Genomic DNA, 24,825 nt, shown 5'->3' with positions numbered 1-24,825 from the left:
CATCCCGGCTCCGGCTGCCGGAGCCTTCACGACACCAGGAGAGAGACCATGGCAGACTCTGGCCAGCAGAAGTCGTCAAAAGAGGCGTACATCAAGTCCATCGGCTTCCTGGAGCAGGCCCGCCAGGGCCTGACGAACACCCAGGACGTCGTCAGGCAGCACCGCCAGGCGCTCGCCACCCACTACCAGGGCGAGGACGGCAACACGATGGGCCAGGTGATCGACACCTGGCTGGCCGAAGTCGACCGCATCAAGAACACCTGCATCGCCATGGAGAACACGCTCGGTGAGAGCATGCAGCGCGACGAGCACGTGCAGGAGGCCAACCTCCAGGCCGTGGTGAACAGTGGCGGCGGCCTGACCGGTTACGGCCAGGGCGTCATGAGCACAGCCACCAGCACCGGCACCACCGCGGACCACACCTACGGAGCGCTCAACCCTGCCGGCTGACGCAGCCGCACCGCCCCTTCACGGGGCGCCGCCTCGCAGAACAACCAGACTTCCGAGGAGACATCATGATCGACATCGATCACCTCCAGGTGGGCCAGTCGGCTCAGGCCATGGAGGAGCAGACCAAGGCGATCGCGCAGACCATGCACGAGCTGGAGAACAACATCCAGCAGGTGATCAATGAGTGGCAGGGTGAGGACAAGAACGTCTACTACCAGAAGGTCCTGCCCACCTGGAACCAGGAGGTGGACAACCTGTCGCTCATCCTGCAGAGGTTCTACACGACCCTGACCGACGTCTCGGACAACTACAAGAAGGTGGTCCAGACGAACGCCGAGGGGTTCATGGACATCAAGATGTAACCCCCTTTCACCACGACACGTCGAAGCGGGAGGAAGACGCCCATGCCCGGTAACGATAACCACCACCTGGATCAACTCGATTTCGCGGCTCTGCAGAGCTTCATCGACACCGACGTCAGCGGCTTCCTCCGCAAACTGGACGACATCCGGTCGCCCGACGCGCACCCGACCTCGCTCTACGACGTCAGCAAGAAACCTCAGATTCTGGCCATCGGCCCCATGGCCGGTGACGACCAGACCGGTGGAAAGAACATCTGCGCGAATGCCCAGAAGGCCGCCACCGCGATCGACACCGTGTTCAGCCGTCACAAGGCCGCCTTCACGAAGCTCCAGGCCAATCTGGAGAGTGTGATCAAGGACATGAAGCAGGCCCAGGAACACAACCTCACAGAGGTCAAGTCGCAGAAGTTCATGCACGCGATCAGCGACTATCAGACGGCACTTGGCGGCGGCACGGGCTCCGGTTCCGGATCGGGCACCGGCGGCGGCCAGAATTCCCTGGGGCTCTGACGGCCCATGACTTTCCCGGAGCAGTAGGACGATGGCCGTACAGAGCTGGGAAGACATCCTGCACCTGCTGACTGGTTGGCCACCTGTCAAGCGCGATGACGTGACAAAGGTCAGCGGAGACAGTGGCATCCCCTGGATCAATTACTCGTTCAAGCCAGGGGGGAAGCAGTTTGACAGCGAGGACGACTTTTTCGCCCTGATCGTGCCGAAGGAGCCCAACAAAGGCTGGCACTTCGAGTTCTTCACGAGTGGCGGCGGCAAGGCGGCACGCAAGTGCCGGGTCGATATCGCCTACCTGGACGATCCCTCGTTTCACGGGTACTGGGGCAGATCGGACGCTTCTCTCACCAACCTGCTGACGAACTACTCCTCGGTGAAGGGCGATCTCGGCGCCGGGGCAGACGGTGCGCCCTCGGTGGACGGTGTGCAGCTCAAGTCATTCGCCGAGCTGGCCTGGTCGTTCGACGCGGCAGGGGATTTCTTCAGGCAGCAGGCCGCGGTCCTCGCGGACTGGAAGCATCAACTCGGCAGTGAGCGTGCGGCCTGGAAGGGGAACGCCGCAGGCGCGTTCTGGCTCCTGATCGACGACATCCACAAGAAGTACGAGAACTACATCTCGCAACTCCAGCCGCCGGGATTTAGTCCGCAGCACCGGTCCCCTTCCACAGGATTCGTCAGCAAGACACTGCACGGGGACGACCTGATCGGGGCTGAACAATCCCTGTACAAGGCATACACGGACCTGCACAAGATCTACTCCGATTTCTACTGGCAGCAGGGAAAGCCCATCACCACCTCGCTGCCGGACGGTTCGAAGACGGAGCAGCATATTCCCGCGGATCCGCTGGACGTGCTCAACCAGGTGTTCGTGGAGGTGGGGCGTTGGATCATCGATCACAACTCTCGCCAGATCCTGGAGAGAGTCAACACACAAACCAGCCAGATCATCGGCGCGGCGTTCACGTCGGACTTCTCGGAGGACACCGCGTTCGGCGGACTGACCGCCACCTCCACCTGGCACGCGATGGTCCAGGAAGCCCAGAACCGCTGGATCACCAACATCGAGACCAATCTGGACGCACCTGCCCGGCAGGTGCTCGAGACCCTCCAGAAGGACTGGTCACGTGTGCTTGACCCGTCGTGGAATCCGGCGTACTCCTTCAGCGACACGAGTTCCACACTGACCTCGGATGTCCAGCAGGAGAGCAACGACTCGAGCAACAGCAGCCTGGACGACAACCTGAAGAAGCTCGGCGACGGTATCCATAACCTCGGTGACGGTCTGAACAACGGCTTCAAGGGCCTGGGCGACGGCCTCAACAACAGCTTCCAAGGCCTGGGCGACGGCCTCAACAACATGGGCAACGGCCTCGGCAACAGCCTGGCGAACCTCACCGGCAACGGTGACGCCTCGCACGGGCTGGGCAACGGGCTGGGCGACCAGTTCACGACCAAGGCACCGGACTTCACCGGCAACGGCGGCTTGGGCGGCGACATACCGGACGTCACCATGCCGGCGAACGTCGGCGGCCTCACGAACTTCGGCTCCGGACTGCCCATCAGCAACATCGACGGCAGCACCACCACCCGTACCCCCACCGGCGTGACGACCAGGTACCCGAACGGCAACACGCTCACCCGCAACGCCGACGGCAGCATCACCTCGGTGTTCCCCGACGGAACCAGCCGCACGATCTCGCCCGACGGCGACGTGACCACCGTGGACCCGCAGGGGCACTCCACCACCAGCCACCTCGGCGTCGGTGAGTCGCTCAGCAACCCGGACGGCACCAGCATCACCCGCAACGCGGACGGCAGTCTGACCCAGACGGCACCCGACGGCACCAAGACGACCACGTTCGACAACGGTGCGTCGGAGATCGTCAAACCTGGCGGCGAGACACAGCTGACCTCGCCCGACGGCACCGTCTCCCACATCAACCCCGACGGCAGCCTCACCACCGACAACCTGGACGGCTCCAAGGTCACCGTGCACCCCAACGGGGACGTGACCAGCGTGGACGCACAGGGGCACACCACCACCAGCCATCTCGACCCCGGAAAGACCATCACCACGGGCGACGGCAGCACCATCTCCGTCGACGGCAAGGGCGACATCATCACCCACAACCCGGACGGGAGTACCACCACGCTGCACCCGAACGGGAGGATCACCACCACCGAGGCCACGGGATACGGCACGAGTCCGCGCCCCGGCGGCAGCAAGCTGGACATGCCGTCCGTCCACATCCCCACCTACAGCGGCGGCGGGGTCACCACTCACACGCCGGACGGCACCGCCATCACCAGGCACCCCAACGGCGTCACCGAGTTCAAACACACGGACGGCAGCGGACTGGTGACCACCTCGGACGGGCGGTACCAGACGATCCCGAGCCCGGAGAGCGCGGCGGCGACGGAGGCCAACAAGGCGCTCGCGGCAGAGGCGGGAAGCATCGCCGCGGGTGCGGGTACGGGCGTGGGTGCGGCGGCCGGCGGAGTTTCGGACAGCCAGAACGCCATGGGCCTGCTCTCGCCCATGATGATGATGGCCGGCATGAACCGCATGGGCGGCCAGCAGGGGAACCAGCAGGGCGGCGGCGACCGGGAACGCCAGCTCTACGACGGCAACGACATGGACGGCGCCGTGTACGCGCACGGCGGGCCCGCGTTCGCCCAGCAGGGTGCCCCCGCCGAGGATCCCGAGGAATGGGAGGAGGAGGAGACCGACTCCGACGAACTCCTCGGCCCCCGCCGGCCCTCCACCGAGTCCGCCTACGGTCCCGGCGGCCCCCGGCAGGCGACCCAGTCCGCCTGGTCGGGCAACGGCAAGGACGTGTGGGGCACGGAGGAAGGCGGCCTCCCCGCGTCGATCGGCCACTGACCCCGGCATCCGGATCGTCAGCCGTTTCCCGCAAGCGGCCGCACCAGCACAGGAGCACTCATGAGTTCATCGCTGGAAGAACAGCAGCAGCAAGCACTCGCCCAGTTCATGAAGAAGCGCGAAGCCCTCATCGAAGCCAGGCAGCAGATCAAGTCGATCTCCGTCACGGCACGGTCCCGGGACGGCGCCGTCGAGATCACGATCGGCACCGACGGGACGCCGTCGGGGCTGCGCTTCCCCAACAACAAGTTCAAGGAGATGACCGGGCAGGCGCTCGCGGCCAGTGTGCTGGAGGCCATGGCGGCCTCCCGGGCCCAGGTGACCTCGCGGGCCACGGCCATCATGGAATCCGTGGGCGGCACCGGTCCGGGCGCCGCGGGCGGCGGCGTCCTCGACCGCCTCAACCTGGACAGGCTCCTCGACGGCGGAACGCTGGAAGAAGTGCTCGCCCCGCCGGCCACCGGGGGTGACAAGCGTGGCTGACGAAGCCGTCTTCGCCGCCGACCCGCGACGCATCCAGGTCGGCGGCGATGCCACCAGCCAGGTCGCGGAGAGCACGAGCAACGCGGCGGAACAGTTCGCGAACGCCACCGCGTTCGACCCGGCCGATCCCCCGTGGGGCAATGACTCCTACGGCCGCCAGTACGTCCAGAACTACGTCCAGTACCACACCCCGCTCCGTGAGGGCATACGTATGCTGGCCCAGGCCGTGCAGAGTGCCGGCGACATGACGTACAACGCCGGCCGGAACTTCGAGAAGACCCAGAGCGACAACACCGAGGCCATCAAGGACACGTCGCACTTCCGCCCGCACATCTGAGGCGACTTGCGAACCGGTCCGGAAGGGCGTCACAACACGGAGAAGGACCTCACCACGCGCCGATGGCAAGGGCGCGAGGTGAGGTCCTTCCCGTTCTGTCCCGCCCCGCTACCTCTTGGACCACTTCTGGTTGTCGAAACCGTTGCAGTTCCACAGTTGCAGGCGGGTGCCGTTGGCCGTCTGCGCGTCGGTCACGTCCACGCACTTGTCCGCCGGAACGTTGACCAGGTCGTGCCTGAAGTTGAGGTCGAACTGCTGAGCGGGACCTCCGTTGCAGTAGGCGAGCTGGATGACCGTGCCGTTGGCGGTCGACGCGCCCGCCAAGTCCATGCACAGCCCGAAGGCGCGGATCGTTCCGTCGGAACGGATGGTCCACTTCTGCGCCGCCGAGCCGGTGCAGTCCCGGATCTCCAGCGGCGATCCGTCCTTGCCCTGACCGCCGACCACGGTGATGCAGCGGTTGGAGTCGTGGCTGTACACCTCCACACCCGAAACGCTCGGTGCGCTCGAACCTGCGGGGGCGGCCGGAGCCGTCGAGTGGTGCGTGCTGCCCGGAGTCTGACTCCGATGGGCGGCGGGCTGGTCGCCGGCCGTCGAGGACGAGGTGCTGTCGCCCTTGCCGTCGCCGTGCGAGCCCGAGGCGGCGCCGTGCGAGTCTGCCTTGCCCGAGCCGGATCCGGTGTCCTTGCCGCCTGCCGGGTCGCCCTTGCCGACGTGCCCGGCCGGAGTGCCGTCGGGAGTGGGGCCGGTCGTGTGACCGGACGGAAGTGGCAGAGCGCCGGGCACCCCCGCTCGGGAACCGGAGCCCGAGTCCGGGTCGAGCACCGAGGCGGCGGCATCCGGCGTGGCGGTGTCGTGGGCGGCGCCGCCGCTCCGCAGGCCCACGAGGACGCCGGCCACGAGGACGACACCCGTGACCGCCGCCACGGTGAGCACGGTGCGGTGGCTGCCGCGCAGAAAGGCACGGGCGCCGCGACGCCCCACCGCTGCCCCGGCGCCGGCGGAATCGGTCCCGGCCGCGTCCTGGACCGGGGTCACGCCAGTCAGTATGTCGGGGTCACGGCCGGTTCCCGGGGATGCCTCCTCGGCCTCCAGGCCCGTGGTGACGGCCGGCGTACCGGGCCTCCTGGCCTCGTCGGCCTCGTCGGCCTCGGCCCGTCGCCGGGAGCCTCGCGGCGAGAGCAGCGACAAAGGAGAGGGAGGGGTGCCTCGCTCCGCCGACAGCGCCGTGTGGGGAACCTCGGCCTGGGGCTGCGGATCGCTCTCCTTCCCCTCCTCGCCCGGCTTCTGCTCGTGCTTCTCCTTAGCGCCCGGCTTCTGCTCGTGCTTCTCCTTCGCGCCTTCCTCCCGTCCGCCTCTGTCCTCTTTGTTTTCGCTTTCGGCCCCCCGCGGTCCGTCGACGGGCTGGACCGCTGGTCCCGTCCGCCCGTCCGACCGCGCGGCAGACGTCCGTGACGCGGCCCCTGACTCCGTGGGCAGCGGAGGAACTCGTTCTCGGCCGGCGAGGCTTGGACCGGGTGCCGCGCCGGCGGCGACAGGTGTACTTGCCGGAGCCGCGCGGGCGGGCCGCGGCGGATCTGGAGACTTCATGTGCTTCCTTCCGAGGGAGCCCAGGCCGATCCGATGCACCAGGTCTTCGGCACACCTTGCCTACTCCCACACCTGCATAACGGATTCGAGTACCGCAGGGTACAGCACGTGTGAGTTAGGACTCATCAAGCGGCGGCACACCAGGAGTTGCCCGTATATGAACATGTTTTTACGTATCATCGCCGGACCGTGAGCGGTTTCCCGGCAGGCCGGACGAAACTGACACACACGTCCACGCGTATAACAGGTGGTGGGTCCCGTCCTGCGCGAGGTGTCGCGTGTGCCGGGTCCGCGACCGGCGCAGGCGGGCGCCGATCGAGAGTGTGCACACATGGGGATGTCGTGACTGAGGAGCCCTGGTACAACCCGATCGTGGTCTTCGTGGCTGGCATGTCTGTGCCGCTGGGCTCGTCGCAGCGTATGCGTGATGAGGTGGAGCAACCCCATCTGGAGCTGGTCAAGTACCTGGACGGTTTCCAGAGTCTGCTGGCGGAGATCACCGGGGGGACCGCGCAGGGCGCGAGTGGTGACTGGCCCCAGGCGTACGTGGACGCGATGAAGACGTTCATGTCGGGGGACGGGGCGGACTACATCTCAGGACTGCGGGACACGGCCGCCCAGCTGGCGGAAGGTGCGCGGGAGTTCGCCTATCAGCTCGACTACACCAACATGATGATCGTCCTCCAGGTGCTGGCGTTCCTGCTCGAGTGGGCGATCACCCTGATGATGTGGGAGTGGAACCCGATCGGGGCGGCGATCGAGCAGGGCATCCTGCTGGACATCTTCGAGTTCCTGTTCGGCAGTACGCTGCGCCGGTTCCTGACGCACGCCGCGATCAACATGGTGACCAACCTGACGCTGTCCACGGCGCTGGACGGGCTGGCCCAGTGGATCCTGGCGTTGAAGGGCGAGCACACCAACTCCGGGTCGCAGTACCACCACAGCGCGGTGCTGTCGGGGGCGATCCAGGGCGCGATCGGGTCCGTGGTGCCGTCGATCACGGGTTCGATCAACAAGCTGGTCTCCAAGGGTTTCTCACCCGCCGCGATCAAGTCGATGCAGGAGTCGATCGAGAACTCCCTGAAGCATCCCGCTCCTTCGACTCCGGCCAAGTCCGCCCCGCCCGCTGCGGACGGGGCACCGGCACCGGGGGTCAAGACAGGCAGCGGGCTCGCCGACGCTCCACTGGACAAGGACCTCGCCGGCCTCTCCGGCTGGTTCGGGCCCGAGCTGGCGAAGCTGTCCGTGCCGATGCGCATCGATCTCGCGCACAGCGTGGTCGGCAAGGACACCCAGCAGGCGTTCCGCACGGCGGTCGGCGACCAGTTCGAGCGTGCCTTCGGCTCTCGGCTGGGGGCGGACCTCGCGCGTGAGATGGGAACCGACTGGGCGAGTGCCTTCCTGGCGCACGCCAACAGCGGCACTCTCTCCAAGGCCCTCAGGGCGTCGCTGGAGCCGATGGAGAAGCTGGGGGCCCAGTACGAGCCGCTGCGTTCGGCCCTGTCCACCGGTGTCGGCAAGGCGATGCCGTCGCTGTGGAAGCAGAAGCCGGCGCACCTGCTCGTCGAGCTGGGGTTCGGCGCGGGCTACCAGAACCTGTCCGAGGGCATCGTCAACTACATCGAGCAGGGCCAGTTCACCACCAGCAAGGAAACCACCATCGGCGCCCTGGGCGGCGAGATCCTCGGCCGCGCCAAACACCCCATCCTGGGCGCCGTGCACAGCGGGATCAAGGGCGCCCTCCACCTGAACGTCAAACTCCCGCAGTTGCTGCCGGGACAGGCCAACACCCACACCGCCGACGACCCCGCCTTCACCGCGCCGCCCCAGTACACGCAGTCGCCGGGCGCGAACGAGGTCACCCTCGCCGGTGGTCCGAACGCGGGAGGGTTCACAGCGCCGCCCGCCCACGGCACGTCCACCGGCGCCTCGTTCTCGGCGCCGGCCATCAACGCGCCGTCGTTCAACGTCCCGACGCTGAACGCCCCCACCGTCAACATCCCGACCATCAACATCCCGACCGTCAACGCCCCCACGGTCGGCACCCCGGCGCTCGGTGCGCCGTCGCACGGTGGCCCCGGGGCCGCCGCAGCACAGACGTCGCCCGGCTCCCCCGTCCCCTCCCCCGTCCCCTCCCCCGCCGCTCGACCGGCGGCGACGGGCACTCCCCTGCCGACGAGTTCGAACGCCGGGCCCACCCCGGCGACCGGCTCCGGCGCTCCCGTGGCCGGCGCGGGAACGCAGAACCCCGCCGCGGCGGCCACACCCCCCACGACCGGCGGGGCCACGGCCCGACCCGGCGCCCTGCCGTCGGCCGGCCGGACACCGTCCTCCGCCCCGACCCGGATCAGCACCACGAGCACGGCCGGTGGAGAACCCGGCCGACCGGGCACCGAAGGCACCACCCAGAACCCGTCCGCGGGTACGTCCCGTGCGCAGACCGGCACATCGCAGCCGGACCCGACCCGGTCCGACCGCATGTCCACCGTCTCCTCGGGCGAAACCCGGGCGCCCGGACGCCATGCGCCGGACAGCACGGAGTCACCGGCCACGGGGCACGCGCGCGACGACGTCGAGCGGGTGCTCCTCGGCGCCGACACCCAGCACCCGGGGACCGACGCGGCGCCGCCGCACGAGGCCACGATGGCGCCCCACGAGGCCACGGTCGCGCCGCAGGAGAGCACCGCGCCGCACGAGGCCGCTGGGCATCCCGACGTGCCGGTGAGGCCGGGTGACGGGTCCCAGCCGGTGCGAAACGACGTCCCGGCCGGCTCCGGCACGTCCGCCCCGGGCAGGCCCGCGGACCAGGACGCCGGACTCGAACAGGACGGCGCGGGACGTCCTGAGGACACCGACGCGCTGGGATCGTTCCACCGGCTGTGGGGGAAGACGTCCGCCGATCACGAACTCCCCGCACCGCTGCGCACCGCGGTGACGGAGGCTTACGTACTCCTGGGCGGGGCGCCCGAGCACGCGGACCTGCTGATCACGCGCTTCGGCCGGCACATCGACGACTTCGGCGCCCTGGCCCCGGCGGACCGGCACGTGGCGATCGTCGCCCAGAAGCTGTTGCGGGGGACACCGCAGGACGTCGACGCCGCCGTGCAGCAGGCGCGGTCCGCCGGCATCACCGTCTCCGGACCGGAGCGCCCCGTCACAGGGGCGGCCACACATGCCCGTACCCCGGACGAGGCGGCGCTGAAGGTCGAGGACCGGCCGGCGCTGGACACGGCCAAGACGTTCCTGGGGACCGTGCCGCCGGAGGACTTGGCGAGGGCGGAGCAATGGGCGCGCACCCAGGTGTCCAACGATCACACCTGGTTCCTCGACGGTCACCACCCCGACGCGGCCGAGCGCCGGGAACTGCTCGGTGCCTTCGTCACCCTGCTGAGCCACAGCCTGCTCACGGACAGCGTTGACGCGGCCCGCGCGCTCTCCCTGGACCTGGCCCAGCGCTACGGGACACGACGGACCACGGGCCTGCCCGGCGGAGTCGACCTGGACGAGGCGGATTTCCCTCAGTCGCCTGAGCGGTTCCCGACGGCCGGTCCCAGTCGGGACGGGAACACCATTGAGCAGTTGATGGAGGACATTCAGCGTCGTTTCGACGAGCTGAATTTCGACGACCTCGATTTCGAGGACCGGCCGGAGACGGTGGTCGGTCATGTCACGGAGACGGACGAGGGCCTCCCCACCGCCGTCAGGAACGTGCCGGAAGACGACGCCCTCGTGGTCGAGGAGCTGTCCGACGACGACGTGGAGCTGTACGAACTCCCGAACGGTCACGGTTCCGGCCACGGTGATTCCACGGAGCATCCCTTCGTGGTCGAGGTGGAGTCCGATGGCGCCAGGGGCCCGGACGAGGTCCTGACCGGGCACGCTTCGGAGCCGGGTGAGGAATTCCGGCCGCACGCCGCGGCCGTCACGGACACCCACGACGACGCCCCGGAATCACTTTTCGCGCAGGCAGCGGACGAGAACCCGAACCTGCCGGAGGACTTCCGCGACTTGATGCGGCCCATCCGGTCGTACATCGCCCAGGCCGCCGCGCAGAAGGCCGAGAAGGCGAAGGGTGTGAAGGGCGCGAAGGATCCGGAGGACGCGGAGATCATTCTGATGTCCTATCCGGGCGCCCACAACATCGTGGAACTCATCAGGACGGCGGGAACCGGGCACGCGTTCGTCGCCGTGCGGCTGCCCGGACGTGAAGCGCCGGTCAATCTCGGTTTCCGAGTCATCGAGGACGTCTCCCACGGGCGTCTCGTGGACGGCACCGCGCCGGGCGGTGTCACGCACGAGGCCGCGGACGCCTTCGATCATTTCTCGGCCGAGATCCTCAGGTCGTACAAGGTCGACGCGGAACAGCTGGAAAAGGCGTACCAGTACGCCGAGGAGAAATCCCGCACGACCTACAACCTGATCAAATACAACTGTGTCGTGTTCGCGCAGGAGTTCGTGCACGCCGCGACCGGTGCGGACATGCCCAAGCTCACCGTGAACGCGCCGAACTCGCTCATCGAAGAGATGCGCGTGGGCACGCACCGGGACTGGGTCGAGAATCCACGGTTCCTGGAGCTCACTCCGGAGGACCGGCTCCACCTGGAAAGGGCCCACGCATGGCTGAACAGCCATGACCGCACGTCGGAGATGCGCTGGGCCCTGGACCGGGTGTTCATCGACCACCAGCGTCCCGTGGTGTCGGGCACACCCGACAGGACCCAGCAGCGACAGCTGGACCTGCTCGCGCACATAGGCACTCTTGCAGCGGAGAAATACCACCACGCCGGCGAAGCGGCGGCACTGCAACTCCTGCACGATCTGGGCGTGAAGTACGGCACTTCCCGCCATGACCACCCACAGATCCGGCAGACGGTCGAGCACATGCTGGAACCCTTGCGTTCCTACGCCGAACAGGCCGCCGACCCGGCCGCCAAGGACGCCGAGGTCGTCGTCATGGCCGACCAGAACGGCCGGCCCTCGCTCGGGATCAAACTGCCCGGACACCCTCGGCTGATCGGCATGCGGTTCGGGGTGGGACGGCAGGACGCGGGCGCCCTGGGATGGGAGATGAAGGAAGGCAGCCTCTTCCTGGAGCACTCCGACCGCCCGTTCGACCCCGACATCGAAATCCTCAAGACGTTCCCGGTCGGCGCCGCTCAGGTTCTCACCGGCTACCGGTACGCCCTCGACAACATCGCGACACCGTACAAAGCCTCCTCCTACAACAGTTTCACCTTCACCCAGGACTTCCTCACGAAGGTGCTCGGCAGCGACCCGGTCGCTTCCCGCCCGACGAACTTCTCCTTCGCTAAGACGCTCAACGCCGTCTTCAAACCCGAGGCCCACGCATCGTCCCAATTCCACGAGACGATGCAGGCCGACGTGGACCGTTCCTGGAGCAAGGCGAACACACCCGTCACCGAACTCACCGACACACATAAAGAAACACTCAGCCGACTCGCCCACGAACCGGTCTACAACACCCGGGAAGAATTCGACGCCGCACAGGCATGGGCGAAACTGCGCGTCGCCCTCGACCACCAGAAACCGTCCAACGAGCAGGACCCCGAAACCGGCGCAGCCATGCACGACCTGCTGCGCTCCTTCCGCTACCTGATCGCGGCCACCTACCACACACAAGGCGAACACGCCGCCCGGCAACTCTCCTGGCGACTGGGAACGGAACACGGCACCTGGCGCTCTGCCGACAAGCGGCCGCCGGAACCACAGCGGCCCGCGCACGAACCGGTGTCCCAGCACCAGCTCACGCAGGCGGAACCCGTCCCCACCCCGACGGAACCCCTCGCCACGCCGGAACCCCTCACCCCACCGCACGAGCACCACGTGCTCCTCGGCGACGTGTCCCAGCCGATGACCGACGAGAACGGCTTCCACCGTTTCGACACCGCCGACGGCGGAACCGTCTTCATCAGCAACACCCACATCGACGCCCAAGGCGCCGTCACCCCCGCCGTCGCGAACCTGGTCACCAAGTTCCTCAACGGCGGCCTGCCCATCCACCGCGTCCACCCCGCGACCGCACCCCGGACGGGGTACCAGGGAGAGCCGGTCACCATACTCCCGGCAGGCGAAGCGCAGTTCCCGCGCCACGACGGCGTCGAGTCGACCGCCTTCGTCACCTTCTCCACCACCCCCGAGGACGCCGAGCACGGCTTCCGCACGTCGGGCGCCGCCCGGTCCGGCGTCTCCGCCGGTCTGCTCGTCGACGCGTTCGTCGGACCCGACCAGACCGTCGCCGTCATCGACGGCAAGACCATCCAGGTCAGAGACCTGACCGTCGCCACATTCGCCGACCGGGACCCCGTCACCGTCTTCAACCGGCCACCGCAGCAGTCCCCCGACATCACGGTCCGGAACGTACGAGTCGACGAGAACCCGTACAAGGAAGTCCTGGTCCAGGAGCTCAGCAAGGGTGATCTCTCCCCTGAGCAACACGCCCGGCTCCAGGCGGCCCTCAACACCTACGACGCCCCGACGTTCCGCGATGTCACCGAGCCCGGGACGCGACCCGTGGTGGGAGACCGGCCCGCCACGGACGACCTCCCGGCCGGGCAGCACATGCCCGGCGCGGAAACACCACCCCGTCCGGACAAGGGCAAGGGGCGGGCGGTCGATTCCGGTGGGCAGCATGAGGGGCAGCTGTCGCCGGACGAGGCAGACATCGTTCACGAGCAGCTCCGGCAGGAGCTGGGTGACGAGTCCTACCGGCGGATCGTCGCGCAGGCTTCCGCGATCACCGGCTCCGTGATCGACATGCCGCCGCGGCTGGGCGGCGGCCTCGCCGACACCCACCCCGCCGCCTACTCCGTCCTCACCGACGTGGTGAACATCCTCGCCGCCAACGAGCACGACCCCGTCACCGGCACCGAGATCGCCACCGCCCACGCCACCGCCGTCCGCGACGCCCTCGACCTGCCCCCCGCGAAACCGAAGGGCCTGGGAGGCAGTCCCGTCCACGGCGCGGACGGCACCGCCGAGGCGGACGCGAACGGGGCCGGGCCGTCGCGCTCGAAGGCGGAGCGAGGCGAACCCGCGAAGGCCGCGACCGGCGCCGCCAAGGCCGCCGATGCCGGGAAGTCCCGGCCCGGCAAAGGCGGCGGGCCGAAGGCGTCTGGCGGGGCCTCCCCCAAGCTGCAGGTCACCGCGACGGCCGCGCAGGCGCTGGAAAGCGCGTTCAAGAAGGCGGCCGGCAGCGGGAAGAAGCTCGACCTGGAGATCGACGGCACCTCCATCCCGATCTCCGCGCTCCTGGACCGGCTCGTCGACACGATCGGGGCCGGCGAGCACCGCACCGCTGTCAGCTTCACCGGTGACGACGCCCCCGTGAAGCTGGGCAAGCAGAAGCTGCTCCTCGCCTACGAGGTGGACAACAAGCCGAGGACGCTGAGCCTGCAGCTGCAACTGAAGTCCTCCGAGCAGTCCTTGCCCGAGGCCGCACCGAGCCAGGTCGACGGCCCCTCGTCCCAGAAGGCCGCTGCTCCGCAGGTCAGCAACGAGGCGAAGTTCGCGACCGGCGCCTGGTTCAGTCAGCTGATGAAGGACAAGCTGCAGCAGCCGGTGATGCTGGCCGGCGGCGGGCAGATCGTCTTGAAGCACGGCAGCCCGCGCCCCTTGGCGGACCTCGACTTCCGTGCGGAGATACCGCATGTGGCGGCGCTCGCCGACCGGTTGAACGAGGCGATCGTCGACGCCGGTCCGCAGGTGAGGCTCACCGAGCCCTTCAAACCGGATGCCAAGGACAAGCGGGCCCTCACGGGCTGGGTCAACGACGTGGAAATCACCGTCGGACCCAGTAACACCTCGTACAAGGACACCGTCGAGATCGACGGCATCGTGGTCGCGTCCGACCTGGACGCGGTGGTGGACAAGGCGTTCTCGTTCGCGGTCCGTTCCGGCGAAAAGCAGCAGAAGGACCTCTTCGACCTGCTGTGGTCACTGCGGCAGGACCCGGCCGGCTCGCTGAAGCTGCACCAGAAACTGGATGTCGAGCGCGGCGCCGCCTTCAGGAGGATGAACACCGGCACGGCCGCCGCCGGTAACTCGTCGCTGAGCGGCAAATTCACCACCGAACTCGCCAAGCTCTCAGGCCCGAAGAACATGAGCGCGCTGACGAAGCAGTGGAAGCAATTCGGCGCCGACGAGCACGAGATCGTCCACCTCACTCAGACCCTGGATGATCTCAAGGGCACTTTCCGTGCCGGTCCGGGTCCGCACCGCAACATGATCGTGACCGCGGGAAATTTCACGGGCGACATGTTCGGAACGGCCGCCGCGCTCGTGGTCAACCCCAAACTCCACGTCACCGTTCTGACCGGTCCCAAGCACCCCGATCAGGTGGGGGGCTTCCTGCGCAACAGCCTCGAGCCCGCCATACAGGCGCGGTACCAGCGGGACCTCATCAAGCTGCGCAACAAACCGGGAATCGCTCCCGAGGCACTGGCCGCGGGAGAGAAGGATCTGCGGACCCGGTTCGAGAAGGAACGGGCTGCCGAATTCGCCCGCGTGCACGTCCTGTACTCCGAGGACCCCCACGGGCTCTACACGTCGGTGACCCGCAAGGACGAGCTGCTGCCGCACGAGCTGGCCGATCCGCCGGTCCCGGAGAATCTGCGCAGCGTTCACCTCCAGCGGCCGGTCGCACACTCCACGCACGAGGTCACGGAGCGCTGGGGTACCCAGGGCCACGAACGGAACAAGATCCGCGCGGCCTGGGGCCTGAGCGGCACCCCTGACACCCGGGCCAAAGCGTTCCTGGCCAAGCAAGGCGTGCCGGACAACGACAAGTACGTCGTCCTGTGGTCCAGGTTCAGCGGGAAGAACGGCGGGGCGCACCCCCAGCACGACACCAGCGTCACCGGCCTCCGGCAGATCATCGACGCGCTGCCGGACGACGTGACGGTGATCATCGCCGGCGACAAGCGGCCCAGCGGAGCCGACCGCTACCAGGAACTCGCCCAGACGCACCCGAACGTCTTCGACCTCACCGAGTTCTGGAAACAGCCGGCGTGGCGCAGCCACTTCCCCAACGCCACGCGCGCCGACCAGTTCAAGGTCTTCGACTCCCTCGCCCAAAAAGGCGCCGACCTCAAGCACCTCGGCTTCCGCAGCGGCAACCTCGAACCCTACGCACTGATCGGCCACCAGGTCCGCTACCTGGAGGAAGCCGGAAATCTCCAGGCCGGCCGCCTGGAACCCTGGCACTCGACCGTCGGTTACGAGCGAATCACCATCTCAAAGGTGCCGACACTGACCGGACAATGGGTCACCCACGAGGTGAGCCAGGCAGGAGGCGAACCGAAAACACTGCCATGGCGCGGCAACGCGCCCGACTCGGCGACGACGAAGTACGAGACACTCACAAGCACCAACCTCACGAGGACCGACCGGGGCTTCGCCCACGAAGACCTGGCACAGATCGGCACCTACCTGGGCTTTTCACCCCCCACCCCGAAACAGCCCACGCCGACGACCGCCGACCACGAGCCCGCACCTTCCACCGCCGAGCGGACAACGGAGACGCCGGGTTCCGGCCATTCCCCTGCCGATTCTGATTCTGATTCTGACGGCGTCTGGTATGACGCGGAGTCCGGGCATGAAACTGGTGAGACCGGCACAACGAACGAGCCGAGATCCGCTGACCATGCCGGGACGGCCACCACTCACACCTCGTCCCGCCCCGGTACGCGACCGTGGATGGTCTCCGACGGCAGGTACGTGGCGGTCGCCAACGTCGACCCGGAAACCGGGCAGCCCGTCGTCGACCCCATCACCGGTGCACCTCAGAAACAATTCGTACGGGTCCCGTACGCGCCCTCGCCCCGCGTCTTCCGCATGCTCGACGGCCGGAAGACCGGACTCACCCCGGTAGAGGTCAGGAACTGGCTGGTCGAGGAAGGCGTCAACGTCCCGCCCGGCCCCGTCCGCGAAGCGGTCCCCTACCACCTCTACGAGGCAGAGGGCGCAGAAGTCGTCTACCAGACGCACGACACCGCACAACTGCTGCAGGACCTGCGATCCGCCGCTCACACACAACTGCAGACCGGCCAGAACGCCGTGATCGACGCCGTTGTCGAGACGTCGGCCCTGATCACCGACAGGTACCCGCCCTCCCGGCACTTCTACCTGGGCCTGGGCCGCAGCCCCGCAGCAGTCATCGCCGCCCTGCAGACAACCGGCCACCAGGCCGGATCCGTCCCGCTGTCCGACTTCCGCCCCGCCCCGGAAGACAACGACTGGTCCATCTTCCGCGACGCGTTCAAAAAATATCCGGCACTCACCGACGAACAACGCCGGATGCTCCACGCCCACTTCGACGAGTTCGTCCGCCCGCACATCGAAACGGGCAAGGACATCGTCCTCATCGACTACACCCAGACCGGCCTCTCACTCTTTGCCGCACAGCACTACCTGAGTGACTACCTCACCGAACGGGGCTTCGACAGCCAGGTCAAAGCACTCGCCCTGCACCAGGACATCGACGCCGCCAACCTCGGCGCGACCATGGACGCCATTCGGGCCCCTCGCAGCTGGCTGAAGCAGCCGCTCGACTGGTATTACAACACCAGCCACCGCATCGAATGGGGCAACAAGGCAGACACCCTCGCCCTGGGCGCGGAAGGCGCCCTCGCCGGAAAGGGCCCCGTCCTCGGACAGGCTTTCAAGCAAGAGGCATTCGACGGCCTCGCGGAACACGGGTCCTACAAACTGCTTCAGCAGACCCCGCAAACGTTCCGAGTCAACCGCCCCCTGCTGGAACACGCACAACACGCAACCGGTTACCACGCACTGAAAGGCCTCGTCAAAACCCATCTCTCCATCGACAGCGACACTGTCGCCACCCATGACACCGCCGGCGACAAGGGCAAGGCCCGGGCCACCGAACCCGACCTGCCGATTTCCGGCATCAGGCCGCCATCCCTCGACGTCGGACTGCTGACCGCGGACGAGGCCGAGACGATCCACGACCACCTCCGACAGGAACTGGACGACAACACCTACCAGGACGTCATCCGGCAGGCCTCCGGGATCGTCGGCTCCGTGATCGACATGCCGCCCCGTCTGGAGGGCGGTCTCGCCGACACCCACCCCGCCGCCTACTCGGTGCTGACGAACGTGGCGCACATCCTCGCCGCCCACCAGCACGACCAGACCACCGGCAACGAGATCGCCGGCGCCCACGCGACCGCCGTCCGCGACGCCCACGGTCTGCCCCACGCGACGCCGAAGGGCCTGGCCGGCGGACCGGTACCCGGCGGTGACGACGGCGTGGTCACCCGGTCCGACACCACGCAGGCCGGACCGTCCCGCCTCCAGCTCGCGGCCACGGACGACACCCACGCCGACACCGCCCCCGCAGCGCCCACCGCGACACCGCCGCGGAGCATCAGTGACCATGTGATGGAGTTGCTGACCGCGCCCGCCCCGGGCACGCATGAGACCTCCGCCACGACCTCTCCGTCGTCCGCCACGCGAGGGCCGTCCGCGCACGCCGTCGAATCGGGCGCGGACCAGATCGACGGACTCGCCGGCGAAACCGCCGGGCACTCGGACGGCAGTGCCGCAGCCGACGATGCCCCGGTGCACGCGGTCGCGGGGCGGACGGACGGGGCAGACGGTGACTCCGGTGTACCGGTGCAGGCTGCAGTCGGCACATCGCCCCCTGGGGAGCTGGACGGGGCGGCCGTGCTGTCGGAGATGGTCGACGAGGCGGACTGGTGGCGGATCCACGTCCCCGCGGCTCATCAGCACACCGTGGTGTCCGACTGGCGCCGGGCCCGAGGGCAAGGCAATCCGGGTGACTACTACGACGCGTACGAACCGGGCCACACACAGCGGATGCTGAACGCGTACCACGAGGTCCTTGAAGACCAGGAGGCCGTGGCGCGGCCTCTGGACTCAGGAGAATACGCGCGCCTGTATTCACTCGTGAACGGCCTCGAGAACGACGACCGGATTCCCTGGTCCCAGCAGGGCTGGGGCAGCCGTCCCCCGCAATCCGGACATGTCAGTTCCGACCTCCTCGAAGAAACACTCCTGGGCCGGCCCCTGATCACCAGGAACCACGCCTCACTCGAGACGAGCGACTCCCTCCTGGAGATCATCACTACCGAAGAGGGACCCTGGGTCATCTCCAACTACCGCCCTGAGGAGATCCCGCACCTGATCGACGCCGTCTTCACCCGGCACTACCAGGACATCGCCGCCACCGACTCGAGTGACGAGATGGGAATCCTGACGACCATCGCCCGCACCATGCGCGCACTCACCATGCTCGGCCTCGCCCAGGGCAGCGAGATCCTCCATGAAAACCTGCTCCTGCCCAAACTCCTGCTCGAACAGGGATTCCCTCCGGCGACATCCGTGGAACTGCAGAACATGTTCCACGGTGACCACACCGCGACAGAAATAGCGCACGGCATCGCCAAAGCCATGTCCGGCGATGAAGAGAGCCCGCGGCCGTCCGAACCCGCCACCGGAACCAGGCCGACCCTCCTGTCCGAGCACATGCCGGAAAAGGACTGGTGGCGGCTCTACATCGACCCTGCGAAACACGACGAGGCACTGCAACAAGCCCGGAGCAGGCCGGAACTCCTGAACGACCCCGGCGTGTACTTCGACTTCGGCAACCCCGGCATCAAGGGCTCTCCCGGCTACCAGAAGAACATGATCCGCGCCTACCGAGAGGTTCTGGACAACCCGAAGGTCCTCACCAGGCGCCTGGACGCCGACGAACATCAGCGGATGCACGCGATCCTCACCGGCGGAATCCCCGGAAAATTCACGTGGTCGGCGGGCAAGACCGCGTTCCCGCTCCGGAACGAAATCCGCGACGAAATGGGCCGGCTCGTGCGATACGCCGACCTCAGCGCTGACATCCTGGAAGAAAGGTTGCTCGGCCGGCGGCTGGTCGCCTACTACGACCCCAAGGCAAAAGAAGAGGCCGTCTCCACCTACAGCAAAGGAATCGGTGCGCTCAACACGAACCATAGCGGAGAACAAGCACCACTCATGGTCAACGCCGTCTACGAACGGTACTACGAAGAAATCGCGCACGCCGGGAACGACCGGACCGCACAGCTCAGTGCCATCGCCCGCGCCGTCCGCGCCCTCATGGTGATCCACCCCTTCACCGACGCGAACAGCCGGCTCAACATCCGCCTCGTCCTGCCGAAACTACTCCTCCAGCAAGGCTTTCCCCCCGTCTACCACGAAGACTTCCACGTTCTCTTCCAAGGCAGCGCCTCGGTAGAAACGATCACCCACACCCTCTACACCCTCATCAACGAGAAACTCGGCCAGCCCGAGCAGACGGAAGCAGCCGTCGGCGACCACACCGAACCCGCACCTACGCGGGCGGACACCAGCACCAGTCCGAGCACGACGGACAAGGGCAAGGGGCGGGAGATCCTCCCTGACAGCGACGGTCTCCTCGGTGATGAGCTGGGCGACGAGAGCTACCTCGAGATCCTCTCGCATGCCTCCGCGATCACCGGCTCCGTCATCGACATGCCGCCGCGTCTCGACGGAGGCCTGGCCGCCACCGACCCAGCCGTCCACTCCGTGCTGACCGAGGTGACGGCCATCCTGGCGCGGAACCGGGACAACCCGGCAGCAGCGGCCGATGCGGCCCGTGAGCACACCATCGCCCGGCGCGAGGAACTGGGTCTGCCCCAGGCCGCGCCGAAGGGCCTCGGCAGCGGCCCCCGGCCACAGCGCAACGGCAACCATGCCGACACCCCTGAAGCCGGACCGTCTGTCGGGGGCCGATCCTCGACGACTGCCGACACAGGCGCGGCGGTGCCTCCCGGCAATTCCCGGCCGACAGCGGCCGGGACGTATTCCGGTCCCGGGGAGCAGCCATGGGTGATTCCCTACGAAAGGCAAGTGCCCGTCGTCTATACGTACCCCAGCGGTGAGACGGCGGCCACCTACACATCACGTCCGTACGAACCCTCGTCGCGTGTCTTCCGTGTGCTCGACGACGGCCGGAGGGTCGGTCTCACACCCAGGGGCGTCAGGGACTGGCTGGCCAACGAGGGTCTGTACGTACCCCCGGGTCCGATACGCGAAGCGGTCGACGAACACCTGTACGGGACCGGGGACGGCGAGGTCGTCTACCAGGCACACGAAATCCAGCAGTTGCTCGGGGACCTGAGGCGGACCGCTCACACCCAGCTGCAGTCCGACCAGGACACCGTGATCGACGCCGTGGTGGAGACGTCTGCGCTGATCACCGGGAAGTACCCGCCCGCCACGCACTTCTATCTGGGTCTTGGCCGCAGCCCCGCGGCGATCATCGCCGCTCTGCAGGAGACCGGCCATTCCGCCCAGTCGTTTCCGCTGTCCAGCTTCCGCCCGTCCCCGGTGGACGGCAGGCGGTCGATCTTCCAGGACGTCTACGCGGGGCATCCGCCGCTCACCGACATCCAGCGCCGGTTGCTCTCCGCGCACTTCGACGAGTTCGTCCACCCGTATCTCGAAGCGGGCAAGGACATCGTGCTGATCGACTACACCCAAAGCGGCCTCTCGCTGTTCGCCGCACAGCACTACCTGGGTGCCTACCTGGCCGAGCGGGGCTTCGACGGCAGGGTCAAGGCCCTCGCCGTCTACCAGCACGCCTATGCCCATCGGCTCAACGCGACGATGGACGCGATCCGGGCCCCGCGCAGTTGGGCACTCCATCCCCGCGACTGGTACTACAACCGCAGCGCACGCATCGCGTGGGGCGATGCCGCGGACACCCTCTCTCTCGACGCGGTGAGCGCGCTCGCCGACAAGGGTTCCGTTCTGGGCAAGGCGATGGAACGGCAGGTGTTCGACGGGCTCGCGGAACACGGCTCATACAAGCTCCTGGAGCAGAACCCGCACGACTTCGAATTCAACCGTCCGCTGCGGTCGCACAGCCAGGAGGCCTCTGGCTACCAGACGCTGAAGGGCCTGATCAAGACCCACCTCACCATCGCCGGCAACGCTGTCACCGCCCACGACAGCGCCGGCGACAAGGGCAAGGCCCGGGCCATCGAACCCGACGTACCGGTCCCCGCCATCACTCCGCCGTCCCTGGAAATCAGATTGCTGTCGGCGGACGAGGCGGAAGCGATCCACGACCATCTCCGGCAGGAACTGGACGAGGACACCTACAAACACCTCGTCCTGCGAGCCTCCGACATCGTCGGCTCCACGATCGACGTGCCGCCGAACCTGGACGGCGGCCTCGCCCACACCAACCCCGCCGCCCACTCTGCCCTCACCGACATCGCACACATCCTCGCCCACCACCAGAACGACCCCGCAGCAGCGGACGCCCTGGCCCACGCCCACACCCGCACCCTCCGAGACCGACTCGGCCTTCCCCAGGCGAACCCCAAGGGCCTCGCCGGCAGCCCCGGACGACCCGAGCACGACAACAGGTTCGTCGCGACCGGCTCGAACGCCGTGGACGCCTCGCCCTCCGGAAGCGGCGTCCACGCGGCAGTGGACACGTCGTCCTCGGGGAGCGGCCAGACGACCTCGGCAACGAAGTCCCTCGTGGAAGGCCCCTACCCCGGCGAGAGGTTCCTCGGCCTCGGTCCGGACACTTCCGGCCCCGACCGTCGTGACGTCGACGATGCCGTCGGAGCGCCGGTGGACACGGGCAAGGAGCGTGCCTACGTCCGGGAGGGCGACGACGTGGACCGCGCCCGGGACGAGGGCGCGGTGATCGACGCGGGCGCGGCGCTCACGTCCGCCCGGCTCGATCTGGCACGTGCCGAGTCGGTGCTGGAGGGGATACGGGAACAGATCGGGCAAGGCGTGGGCGGCGTCGACGACGACGTGCGCCTGGCGCAGGCGTACGACGAGTACGTGTGGGCCGGTCACGCGTTGTCCGAGGCGGAGGCGCACTGGTTCGAGGTGACGAACGGCGAGCCGCTGCCGCAGGTGCAGCGGTACGAGGGGCCCGGGCTCGGCGGCGGTATGCCCAGCCTGCGGAAGGTGACCCGAACGGTCACCGAGGGCGGTCGTGACGTGCAGGCGCCCACTTCTCACGCGCCCTATGCGCAGCCGGACTTCGGCCGGCACCAGCCGGTCTTCCCGCCCCACGCACCGGCGCGACCGTCGGGTGAGTTCTACGACCACTGGGCGGCGGATCTCTCACCGGGTGATCTGAAGAACAGGAAGATCGTCGCGATCCGTGACGGCCTCCTGGCGTGGCGTGCGCATGGTGGAGACGTCAGGCCGGTTCTCAGCAGTATCGACGCATTCCAGAAAACGAGTGCCGCGAAGGCTTCCACTTCCATCGGCAGCAAGGTACGGAAGCTGCGGGAGCGGCTGCTCGCGGAGGCCGGAGAGGCGCAGCGGATCACTTCGGCGGGCCACTTGGACATGGGCCACGGCCTGGAACGCTTCAGCAGCCGGGACTCCCACCGCAGTGTCGCCTCGGTCGCCGACGGGTCGGGCCGGGGCCGCTCGAGGAGTCGCAGTCTCGTCGGACGCATCGGAGATGCCTTCAGGCGTTCGCTTTCCCGTGGCGGTGGCAAGAGGGACGGCGTCGCCCATCCCGAGGGCACGCTCCACCCGCAGTTCACCGGTCAGCACGTGCCCTGGACCGGTCCGGCCCCGGAGCGGCCGCCGTCCGCGGCTGGAGAGTACGCTGCCGGTCCGTCCCGGCACCGGTCGTCTTCGTCGGCCCGCCCGGACACCGCGCACCAGCAGTATCCGGGAAGCGCCCACGGCACTGCGCAGCACTATTCGGCCGGCGCTCCGGCGCCGGGCCGCAGGCGTTCGTCGAGCCAGGTCAGTGTCGACAGCCTTGTCGGCTCGTTCCAGGGCATGGGCATGGGCCAGACGTGGCACGGCGGCCCGCAGAGGCACGCCTCCTACGCGCAGGGCCCGGTGCACGTCCAGCCGATCGACCCGCAGGCGTCATGGGGGAGCGGCGGGCCCGGACGACCGCCCTCGGCATCCGGATTCCACGCGGAGCCGCCGCGTGGCCGTAGCTCGTCGAGGACACGGACAGGCAACGCGCACAATCCGCCTGTCGCCAACCCCTACGGCACGCTCCAGCCCTACCCCGTGAGCGCGCACCACACGAGCCAGTGGCCGGCCGCAGGGAACAGTCAGGTCAGCGGCGTTCCTCACCAGTTCCAGCCCATGGCCGTGAGCGCGCCGCCGCAGGGCGGTCCGCAGGCGCATGCCCCGACACACGTTCACCCCCAAGGCGCGATGCACGCGCAGCCTGCGGGTTCGCGGCCGCACCCGATGACCCAGACGCCTGCCAGGCCGGTAATGGCACCCGATCTCGACAGATATCTGGCCGTTGCGCCCAAAGCAGTCCAGTTTTTGAGTGGCGCGCCACGCTTCAGTAATCATCCGACAGGCAGGGAAGGCACCATCCTCCCGCAATATCTCAAGCCCCGGTATGACATCAGACTTCAGCAATACCAAGTCATGACGGAGGCCGCAAGGCAAGGATCTGTCACACAGTACTCAGGCCCCTTGTCGCAGCATGAGAAAGATTACCTACGAAGCCAGTATCCGCCGCTGAGCTCGTTCTTCGAATACCAGGAGAGGCACGGAAACAGCACGCAGGACGCCGTGATACGAAAGCCGGGTTACAGCAGGCACAAGGTCGGAAACACCGCTTTTACGCTGCACACGGTCTCCGGCGAGGGTTTCACGAGGCATGTACTGAGAACATACACGGCGGCGCTTCAGAAGGTCCTCACGAGGTTTGACGTCCCCGAGATCGAGGTCCACGTATCACGATACAACCATTCACACTACGTCATTCACAAGGACAAGACCGTGGAGGTACGCCCGATCGATGCCAGCGGCGGCACGGCAATTTTTCACGACAACAGGGTGGCCTTCTTCTTGGCCCCGCGAGCGATGGTGATTCTCACCCGGTCTGCCGTGTCCGAACACGACCTCATACATGAGATCGGGCACGCTCTGCATTTTGATCGCAATTCCTCCCTCTACGAAGAGTTGGACATGTCGACTTGGAAAGACGACAGGACACAACATCTTGCCGCCGGCGCCACCACCATCGGCACAGCACCCGGATACGCCGGTCACAACCCGATGGAATTCGTCGCAGAAGTCTTCACACGCCTGGTAGAGGGACACCCTGTGAGCCCGCAGTGGATGGCCATGTACACGGCCTTCGGAGGAGCGCTGCCGAACAGGTAGGGCCGATCCCGTACCAA

At 67.6% G+C, this 24,825-nt stretch carries 8 protein-coding genes; 7 read left to right on the top strand and 1 reads right to left on the bottom strand.

Translation table 11 applies throughout. The annotated features are described in order from the left end of the window. Positions 1-48: 48 nt before the first annotated feature. From OO52_RS15505 to OO52_RS15480, 6 genes are all read left to right on the top strand, one after another. A complete protein-coding gene (locus tag OO52_RS15505; RefSeq protein ID WP_030644406.1) occupies positions 49-450 on the top strand; it encodes a hypothetical protein in 402 nt (133 codons plus the stop codon). A 65-nt stretch (positions 451-515) separates the two neighbouring features. Next, a complete protein-coding gene (locus OO52_RS15500; RefSeq protein WP_048910276.1) occupies positions 516-812 on the top strand; it encodes a WXG100 family type VII secretion target in 297 nt (98 codons plus the stop codon). Between the two features lie 42 nt (positions 813-854). Next, a complete protein-coding gene (locus OO52_RS15495) occupies positions 855-1,322 on the top strand; it encodes a type VII secretion system-associated protein (RefSeq protein ID WP_030644402.1) in 468 nt (155 codons plus the stop codon). A gap of 31 nt (positions 1,323-1,353) precedes the next feature. Continuing rightward, positions 1,354-4,206: an AAWKG family protein gene (locus tag OO52_RS15490; protein WP_030937472.1), complete on the top strand. Its 2,853-nt coding sequence runs from the start codon at positions 1,354-1,356 to the stop codon at positions 4,204-4,206. Positions 4,207-4,266: 60 nt separating this feature from the next. Next, complete coding sequence (locus OO52_RS46015; RefSeq protein WP_051818412.1) at positions 4,267-4,689, top strand: YbaB/EbfC family nucleoid-associated protein; 423 nt, start codon at positions 4,267-4,269, stop codon at positions 4,687-4,689. Beyond that, positions 4,682-5,026 carry a hypothetical protein gene (locus tag OO52_RS15480; RefSeq protein WP_030644391.1) on the top strand — a complete coding sequence of 115 codons (345 nt, stop codon included), beginning with the start codon at positions 4,682-4,684 and terminating at the stop codon, positions 5,024-5,026. Before OO52_RS46015 ends, OO52_RS15480 begins: the two co-directional genes overlap by 8 nt. 108 nt (positions 5,027-5,134) lie before the next feature. Here OO52_RS15480 and OO52_RS52650 read toward each other — a convergent pair whose 3' ends face one another. Then, positions 5,135-6,064, bottom strand: coding sequence for an RICIN domain-containing protein (locus OO52_RS52650; protein WP_234339534.1), 930 nt, complete (start codon positions 6,062-6,064; stop codon positions 5,135-5,137). A 984-nt stretch (positions 6,065-7,048) separates the two neighbouring features. Between OO52_RS52650 and OO52_RS15465 the strand changes: the two genes are divergently transcribed. Further along, entirely contained in the window at positions 7,049-24,808 is a 17,760-nt protein-coding gene (locus OO52_RS15465; RefSeq protein ID WP_030644385.1) for a hypothetical protein, read from the top strand. Positions 24,809-24,825: the final 17 nt, after the last annotated feature.

The organism is Streptomyces flaveolus (assembly GCF_000716535.1).
In the GTDB taxonomy this organism is placed as follows: domain Bacteria; phylum Actinomycetota; class Actinomycetes; order Streptomycetales; family Streptomycetaceae; genus Streptomyces; species Streptomyces flaveolus_A.
Note: the sequence above shows the minus strand (reverse complement) of the source record. Positions and strands in the feature narration are given on the sequence as shown.

Excerpts from the sequence above, each read along its gene's own strand:
- OO52_RS15505 (WP_030644406.1), top strand. The coding sequence starts at position 49 with ATGGCAGACTCTGGCCAGCAGAAGTCGTCAAAAGAGGCGTACATCAAG.
- OO52_RS15500 (WP_048910276.1), top strand. The coding sequence starts at position 516 with ATGATCGACATCGATCACCTCCAGGTGGGCCAGTCGGCTCAGGCCATG.
- OO52_RS15495 (WP_030644402.1), top strand. The coding sequence starts at position 855 with ATGCCCGGTAACGATAACCACCACCTGGATCAACTCGATTTCGCGGCT.
- OO52_RS15490 (WP_030937472.1), top strand. The coding sequence starts at position 1,354 with ATGGCCGTACAGAGCTGGGAAGACATCCTGCACCTGCTGACTGGTTGG.
- OO52_RS46015 (WP_051818412.1), top strand. The coding sequence starts at position 4,267 with ATGAGTTCATCGCTGGAAGAACAGCAGCAGCAAGCACTCGCCCAGTTC.